Origin of the sequence: Nitratidesulfovibrio liaohensis (genome assembly GCF_011682075.1) — a bacterium.
Taxonomy (GTDB): Bacteria; Desulfobacterota; Desulfovibrionia; order Desulfovibrionales; family Desulfovibrionaceae; genus Cupidesulfovibrio; species Cupidesulfovibrio liaohensis.
The window spans coordinates 1-7984 of sequence record NZ_VSMK01000057.1; the positions used below are offsets into that span (position 1 = coordinate 1).

The 7984-nt window shown below is 68.7% G+C and carries 8 protein-coding genes; all 8 read left to right on the plus strand.

What is annotated here, in order from left to right:
- Positions 1 to 469 (plus strand): prephenate dehydratase (locus tag FVW27_RS02615; RefSeq protein WP_167122500.1); only part of this gene is annotated, 469 nt, incomplete at its 5' end.
- Between the two features lie 399 nt (positions 470 to 868).
- On the plus strand, positions 869 to 2221 hold the full coding sequence (locus FVW27_RS02620; protein WP_167122502.1) for a 3-phosphoshikimate 1-carboxyvinyltransferase: 1353 nt from the start codon (positions 869 to 871) through the stop codon (positions 2219 to 2221).
- Positions 2218 to 3009, plus strand: a complete 792-nt coding sequence (locus FVW27_RS02625) for a prephenate dehydrogenase (protein ID WP_167122504.1) — start codon at positions 2218 to 2220, stop codon at positions 3007 to 3009. Before FVW27_RS02620 ends, FVW27_RS02625 begins: the two co-directional genes overlap by 4 nt.
- Before the next feature lie 120 nt (positions 3010 to 3129).
- Positions 3130 to 4692 (plus strand): anthranilate synthase component I family protein, encoded by a 1563-nt coding sequence (locus FVW27_RS02630; protein ID WP_243838168.1) that lies wholly within the window; start codon positions 3130 to 3132, stop codon positions 4690 to 4692.
- Positions 4673 to 5266, plus strand: coding sequence for an anthranilate synthase component II (locus FVW27_RS02635; protein WP_167122506.1), 594 nt, complete (start codon positions 4673 to 4675; stop codon positions 5264 to 5266). Before FVW27_RS02630 ends, FVW27_RS02635 begins: the two co-directional genes overlap by 20 nt.
- A 244-nt stretch (positions 5267 to 5510) precedes the next feature.
- Positions 5511 to 6527: an anthranilate phosphoribosyltransferase gene (gene trpD / locus FVW27_RS02640; RefSeq protein ID WP_167122508.1), complete on the plus strand. Its 1017-nt coding sequence runs from the start codon at positions 5511 to 5513 to the stop codon at positions 6525 to 6527.
- Entirely contained in the window at positions 6520 to 7485 is a 966-nt protein-coding gene (locus tag FVW27_RS02645) for a beta/alpha barrel domain-containing protein (RefSeq protein WP_167122510.1), read from the plus strand. The genes trpD and FVW27_RS02645 overlap by 8 nt, the downstream gene beginning before the upstream one ends.
- A partial coding sequence (locus FVW27_RS02650) for a phosphoribosylanthranilate isomerase (RefSeq protein ID WP_167122512.1) occupies positions 7482 to 7984 on the plus strand: 503 nt, incomplete at its 3' end. The genes FVW27_RS02645 and FVW27_RS02650, both read left to right, overlap by 4 nt.

Genomic DNA, 7984 nt, shown 5'->3' on the forward strand with positions numbered 1-7984 from the left:
GATCATCCCGGCGGATTCCACCGCCTCCGCCGCGCGCCGCGTGGTGGGCGAAAAGGGCGCGGCGGCCATCGGGCACCGCAGCCTGGCGTCGCTGCTGGGGCTGAACATCCTGGCGCGCGGCATAGAGGACCAGCCGGACAACTGGACGCGTTTCGTGGTCATCGGCCCCGCTCCGGCGGGCCAGCCCGGCACGGACAAGACCTCCATGCTGTTCTCTGTGCCGGACAGGCCCGGCGCGCTGGCAGAGGTGCTGAACCTGCTGGCCCGCGAGGGAATCAACATGAAGAAGCTGGAGTCGCGCCCCCTGCGCGGCGAAAAGTGGAAATACGTGTTTTTCGTGGACGTGGAATGCGACCTTGGCAACGAGGACTATGGCCGGGTGGTGCACGAACTGCGCAGGCTGTGTCATACCCTCAGGATATTGGGGAGCTACCCCGCCGGGCCGCAACTGGATATGAGCGGTGATTGACGCGGCGCGCACGCTCCGTCCTTTCGCCCTCCGGCTGCGTCAGATTTCACTTTTTGCTCCGGTCACGTACGAGAAGAGTACGCTCCCTTCGCAAAAAGCTCATCTTCCTTGCCGGAGAACGAAAATCCTGGAGCGTGCAAAGACTGCGGCCCGTAGCGGTTCACGTGGGCGGCGGAATAGCGGATTCTGGGATGCCCAAGGGGAATAGCCTTGGGGAGCGTTGGGTGAGATGAGGCGTCTGCCCCTGTTAGAAAGTTTTTGGGGGAGGGGTCCGGGGAGGGAGACCTTTTTACGCGTTGCGGACGCCATCCGTAATGTTCGCGCAAGCGCTTACATAACGGCTGCCGCAAAAGGTCCCCTCCCCGGGAACTCTCCCGAAAGATATCCAAAGGAATTTCTATGGAAACCAAGCGTGAAACCGTGATCGTGGCGGCGCCGCCGTCCAAGTCGGTGTCGCACCGCATGCTGATCGGGGCGGCGCTGGCGGCGGGTGATTCGGTGGTGGAGCATGTGCTGGAAAGCCGCGACATAGAGCGCACGGCGGACATCCTGCGGGCTGCGGGCGCGCGGATCGAGCGCCAGGGCGACGGCAGGTTCGCGGTGTCGGGCGTGGCGGGCACGCCTGCGGGCGGGTTTGACGCGCCGGTATCGTGCGACGTGCACGAATCGGGCACCACGTGCCGCCTGCTGACGGCGGTGCTGGCGGCGGGCAAGGGCCAGTTCCGCATTCACGGCGCGCCGCGCATGCACGAACGGCCCATCGGCGAACTGGTGGACGTGCTGCGCGGGCGCGGGGTGCGCGTGACCTATGAAGGCCGCGAAGGCTGCCCGCCGCTGCTCATCGATTCCGACGGCATGTCCGGCGGGTCGACGGCCATCGGCCTTGGCGAATCCAGCCAGTACCTGTCGGGCCTGCTGCTGGCCGCGCCGCTTACCAGCGGGCTGACCATCGAGGTTTCCGGCGACAAGGTGGTGTCGTGGCCGTACGTGGCCCTGACCCTGCAGGCGCTGGAGGACTTCGGCATCGGCTTTCGCGTGGAAACGCGCGAGACCCCGCGCGGCAAGTGGCAGGCCGACGACTGGAGAATGCTGCGTGAAGTACGTCCCGGCCTGGTGCGCTTCGTGGTGTCGCCGGGGGTGTACCGCGCGGGCAACTACCGCGTGGAGGGCGACTGGTCCAACGCCTCGTACTTCCTGGCGGCGGGGGCCGTGGGCCCGCGCCCGGTGCGCGTGGCGGGCTTGCGGGTGGATTCGTTGCAGGGCGACCGGGCCATGCTGGACATTCTGGGCCGCATGGGCGCGCGCTTCGAGCGGGCCGACAACGGCGTGGTGGTGGCCCCGTCCAGCCTGACCGGGGTGGAAGTGGACATGGGTCACTGCCCGGACCTCGTGCCCACGGTGGCGGCCACGGCGGCCTTTGCCCAGGGCGTGACCACCATCCGCAACGTGGCGCACCTGCGCATCAAGGAATGCGACCGACTGTCGGCCCCCGCAGCGGAACTGCGCAAGGCCGGGGTACGGGTGGAGGAACTGGACGACGGCCTCATCGTGCATGGTTCGCTGCGCAGTGGCGGTCCGGCTCCGGTTATTGACGAAAAAGTGATGCCATTTTTGTCATACGGCGACCATCGCATGGCCATGAGCCTTGCGCTTCTGGGCTTCGCCGGGGTACATGTGGTTCTGGACGACCCGGCCTGCGTGGCCAAGTCGTTCCCGCATTTCTGGAACGAGTGGGAAAAGGTGCGCGCATGAACGCAGTGAAAATCGCGCTGGTCGGCGCGGGGGGCCGCATGGGCCGCCTGTTCGCCGACAGGCTCTCCGCCGCGGGATACGCGGTGGGGGGCGTGGACCGTCCGCTGACGCAGGATGCCTTGCGTCATGCCGTGGACGGGGCTGCCGCCGTGCTGTTGTGCGTGCCCGTGGAAGTCATGGACGAGGTGCTGCGCCAGGTGGCCCCGCTGCTGAACGGCATGCAGGTGCTGGCCGACATCACCTCCGTCAAGGTGCGCCCCATGCAGGTCATGGAGCGCCACTACGCTGGCCCCGTGGTGGGCACCCATCCGCTGTTCGGCCCGGTGCCGCCCGCAGGTGATCCTGCGGAGAACCTGCGCGTGGCCGTAACCCCCGGCGATGCGGCCCACGAATCGGACGTGGCGCTCATCGAGCGCGTGTTCACCGACATGGGCTGCGTGCCCTTCCGTACCACCGCCGACGAACATGACGAGGCCGCCGCCTGCATCCAGGGCCTCAATTTCATCACCAGCGTTGCCTACCTTGCCACGCTGGCCCACCGCGACGAGCTGACCCCCTTCATCACCCCCTCGTTCCGCCGCCGCCTCGACGCGGCGCGCAAGATGCTGACCGAGGACGCATCTCTCTTCGAAGGCATGTTCGAAGCCAATCCCCACAGCCAGACCGCTGTCCGCAGCTACCTGTCGTTCCTCAACTTCGCCGCCGCCGGCGATGTGGACGTGCTGGTAGACCGCGCCCAGTGGTGGTGGCGTTCGCACACCGAAAGGGGAGGAGTGCGTCCGTCATAGCTGCACGCGAGTAGTAGAGTAACGGACAAGGCAATAGTAGGCCGCGCTCCCTCCCCGGGAGCGCGGCTTTTTGTTTTCGATGCACCACTCACGGCACGCCGAACTTGAAGGAGAACCCAGATGGAAATGCCCGAAATGCCCGCACAGGCCGAAGCCCCCGAAACGGCGAAGGCTCTCCAGGCTCCGGAAACCGCGCACAACCCGGCCAATGGCAACGGCTGCCCTTGCGCCCCCACCGGTTCCGGAGACGAGATCCCCCCGCTGCCCGAAGGCGGCGAGATCGTGCTGCGTCAGACGGGCCGCTGGCTGGAGGCCGACGTGGACACCCCCATCAGCGTGTTTCTCGGCATGGTGGGGTCCGGGCAGGGCATCCTGCTGGAAAGCGCCGAAGTGGACGGCCGCTGGGGCCGGTACAGCGTCATCGCCTTCAACTTCCTGCTGCGCCTTGGCTGCCGCGACGGCAAGCTGGAAGTGGCCGTGCGCGACCCGCGCCTTGCCCCGCTGCGCGCCTTTGACGGCATGAGCTTCATCGAGGGTACCCGCGCGGTGATGCGCGCCCTGCGCATCGAGCCGGACGCGGCCTTTGCCGACCAGCCCCCCATCACTCGCGCCCTGTACGGCTACTTCGGCTACGGCGTGTCCGGGCTGTTCGAGCCCAAGCTGGCCAAGGTGCTGCCGACCTCGTCGGCGGAAGCCTGCCTGGCCCTGCCCGGCACCGTGGTGCTGTTCGACCACCTGTACAACCGGCTGTGCCAGCTTTCGCTCACCGACCTGCCCGGGGCCAGGGTGGACCGCAGCCAGGTGGACCGCACGCCGGAGCCGCCGGAAGTGGGTCCCGTGGTCAACGTGCCGGAACAGGCCGTGTACACCCGCGCCGTGGCCCGGGTGAAGGACATGATCCGTCAGGGCGAGGCCATCCAGGTGGTGCTGTCCACCCGCTTCCAGGCCTCGTTCAGCGGCGACCCGTTCACCCTGTACCGCCGCCTGCGCCGCATCAACCCATCGCCGTACATGTTCTTCATGCGGCTGCCCGGCGTCTCGCTGCTGGGGTCCTCGCCGGAGGTCATGGTGCGCTGTCGGGCCGACAAGCTGCAGGTCAGCCCCATTGCGGGCACCCGCCCGCGCGGCACGGACGACGCCCACGACACCGCCCTGGCGCAGGAACTGCTGGAAGACCCCAAGGAACGCGCAGAGCACGTCATGCTGGTGGACCTTGGCCGCAACGACCTTGGCCGCATCGCCGCGCCGGGCACCGTGCAGGTGGAGCGGTTCATGGACGTGGAAAAGTTCTCGCACGTCATGCACCTGACCTCGCGCGTCACCGCGCAGATCGAACCGGGCCGCGACGCGCTGGACGTGCTGGCCGCCACCTTCCCGGCGGGCACCGTCAGCGGCGCGCCCAAGGTGCGGGCCATGGAAATTATCTCCGAGGCGGAAGGCCTGGCGCGCGGTCCCTACGCCGGGGCCATTGGCTGGCTGGGGCTGGACCGGGGCAGCGTGAATCTGGACACCGGCATCACCATCCGTTCCCTGTGGGTGCGCGACGGGCAGGTGCACTGGCAGGCCGGTGCGGGCATCGTGTTCGATTCCGTGCCCGAGATGGAATGGAAGGAGTGCAACAACAAGGCCGCCGTCATCCGCGCCGCCGTTACCGGAGGGGAATATGTTCCTGTTAATCGATAACTACGACTCGTTCACCTTCAATCTGGTGCAGGCGTTCTACGGCCTTGGGCTGCATCCGGTGGTGGTCCGCAACGACGACCCCGCCGTGCCCGCCATGGCCGAAGACCCGAAGCTTTCGATGGTGTGCATCTCGCCCGGCCCCAGCCACCCCCGCAACGCGGGCTTCTGCCTCGATTTCCTGTCACGCCTGCCGCACACCGTGCCCGTGCTGGGCGTGTGTCTGGGGCATCAGGTGCTGGGCCTGTTCGCCGGGGCCACAGTGGATGTGGGCCCGCGCATCATGCACGGCAAGACCTCGGACATCACCCACGACGGGCAGGGCCTGTTCCACGGCGTGCCCAGCCCCATGCAGGTGGGCCGCTACCACTCGCTCATCGTGCACGCCGAGGAACGCCCTGACCTGCTGGCCGTCACCGCCCGCGCCCCCGAAGGCGAGGTGATGGCCCTGCGCTACACCGACCGCCCGTGGGTGGGCGTGCAGTTTCACCCCGAATCCGTGCTGACCCCCGACGGCGTGCGCATGCTCGCCAACTTTCCCGCCCAGGTGGCGGGGAAGGCCACGGGTGTTGCGTGAAAGAGGAGTCGGGGGCGAGGAAGGGGACCTTTTGAAAAAGGTCTCCCTTCCCCGCCCCCGGACCCCCACCCCATCCCCCCAAAACTTTTCATGGGGGGCAGGGCCTGAACAGAAACGATGCATCAGGGCACGAAGCCCGATGGAAAGTTTTTGGGGGGAGGGGTCCGGGGAGGGAGACCCTTTTCCAAAAGGGCCCCCTCCCCGGAAGGACCATCCGACAAAGAACTCCTGAAGGAGACAGCAAATGCAGACCGCAACGTCTACCATACTGGAAACACTGGCCACGGGCATGGACCTTGCCCCGGAACTGGCAGAGGCCGGGTTCTCGCGCCTGATGGACGGCGAGATGACCTGCGCGCAGGCGGGTTCGTTCCTGATGGGCCTGCGCATGAAGGGCGAGACACCGCAGGAACTCACCGAGGCGGTGCGCGCCGCGCTGGCCCGCGCCGTGCGGGTGACCGGCATCGACGGTCCCACCATCGACATCGTGGGCACCGGCGGCGATGGCCGCTCGTCGTTCAACTGCTCCACGGCCACGGCGCTGACGCTGGCGGGCATGGGGCACCGGGTGGTCAAGCACGGCAACCGCGCGGTGTCGTCCTCGTGCGGGGCGGCGGACGCGGTGGAGGGCCTGGGCCTGCCGCTGGAACTGGATCCGGAGGACGTGCGCAGGCTGGTGGCGCAGCGCAACTTCGCCTTCCTGTTCGCGCCGCGCTTTCACCCGGCGTTCCGCAACGTCATGCCCATCCGGCGCGAACTGGGCGTGCGCACCCTGTTCAACCTGCTGGGGCCGCTGCTCAACCCGGCCCGGCCCAGCCACATGCTGCTGGGGGTGGCCCGCGCCGAACTGCTGCCCCTGATGGCCCGCACCCTGCTGTTGACCGGCGTGCGCCGGGCGGCGGTGGTGCATGGCGCGGGCGGCTACGACGAGCTGACGCCCATGGGCCCCGCCCGCATCATGCTGCTGGAGGGCGACGGCGAAGGGCGCGGCACGCTGACGGAAATCAGCGTGGACCCGGCGGACTACGGCATCGCGCCGTGCACCCCGGAGGAACTGGCCGTGCCCGACCGCGACACCGCCGTGCGCGTGTTGCGCGAACTGCTGTCCGGCGGCGGCCCCGCCCCCATGCGCGACATGCTGGTGCTGAACGTGGGCATGGCCCTGCATCTGCTGGAGCCGGGGCTGGCCCTGCCCGACGCCATGGCCGCCGCGCGGCTGGCTTTGGCCGCCGGGGCAGGGGGGAAGGTGCTGCATGCTTGATCGTTTCCGCATTGCCAAGCAGCCGGAACTGGACCGGCTGCGCAAGCTGGCCGAGGCTGGCGGGTTGCCCGCGCCGTTGGCTGCTGGGACAGGTGGCGGCACACCGCGCCCCGACTTCCTGCGGGCGCTGCGGGACTGCACCGGATACCCCGATGCGCCGGTGGCGGTCATCGCGGAGTACAAGCGCGCCTCGCCCTCGCGCGGGGTCATCGAGACGGGCGTGTCGCCCGAGGACGCCGCCTTGGCCTACACTGACGCAGGGGCCACGGCCATCTCGGTGCTGACCGAGGAGCAGTACTTCGGCGGCGACCTGGCCTACCTTGGCCGCATGGCCGGGGTGAATCCCGATGTCCCTCTGCTGCGCAAGGACTTCATCATGGACCCGTTGCAGGTGGCGGCCACGGCGGCCACTCCGGCGGCGGCGCTGCTGCTGATCGTACGGCTGACGCCCGATGCGCGCACCCTGCGCGACCTGCGCGAGCAGGCCGAAACGCACGGCATGCACGCCGTGGTGGAGATCTTCGACGAGGCGGATCTGGCGCTGGCGCGTGAATCCGGCGCACGGGTCATCCAGGTGAACAACCGCGATCTGGAAACCCTTGCCGTGGACCGCACCGCCTGCCTGCGGCTGGGGCCGCTGCGCGCCCCCGGCGAGGTGTGGATAGCGGCCAGCGGCATCAGCGAGAACCGCCATCTGGCGGAAGCCGCCGCTGCCGGGTATGACGCGGCATTGGTGGGCACTGCGCTCATGGATGGCGGCGACCTCAAAGGCTCACTGATGCGCCTTCTGGGGCGCGAGGGCACTCCGTCCTTTCGTCCTCCGGCTGCGTCAGGCTGCGCCGCCTGCTCCGGTCACGTACGGTCGGAGTACGCTCCCTGCGCGTCGGGCTCGCCTTCCTTGCCGGAGAACGAAAATCCTGTCGTGCCAGATTGCGGCAAAAGCGAAGGAACTCGATGAGATCATCCGCCCTGTTCGACGCCCCCTCCCGCCTGCTGGTGAAGGTCTGCGGCCTGACCCGGCAGCAGGATGCGGACGCCTGCGCGGAGGCCGGGGTGGACCTGTGCGGGTTCATCTTTCACCCGGCCAGCCCGCGCGGGGTAACGCCCGCCGTGGCCGCCGGGCTGCACAGCCACGGCATGGCGCGGGTGGGGGTGTTCGTGAAGCAGTCCGCCGGCGAGGTGCTGGCCGTCATGGACGCGGCCCGGCTGGACTTTGCCCAGTTGCACGGCGGGCAGGACGCCGCCTTCTGCGACCGGGTGGGGCCGGAACGGGTCATCCGCGTGGCATGGCCGCAGCGTCATGTGGATGCGGCGGGCCTGAACGCAGGGGCCGACCGCGCTTCGCTGCACGCCGAACTGGCCGTGCTTGCCCCGCACGTGCGCTGTTTTCTGCTGGATGCGGGCACCAGCGGCGGCGGTCACGGGGCGGTCATGGACTGGGCCGCGCTGCGCGGCCT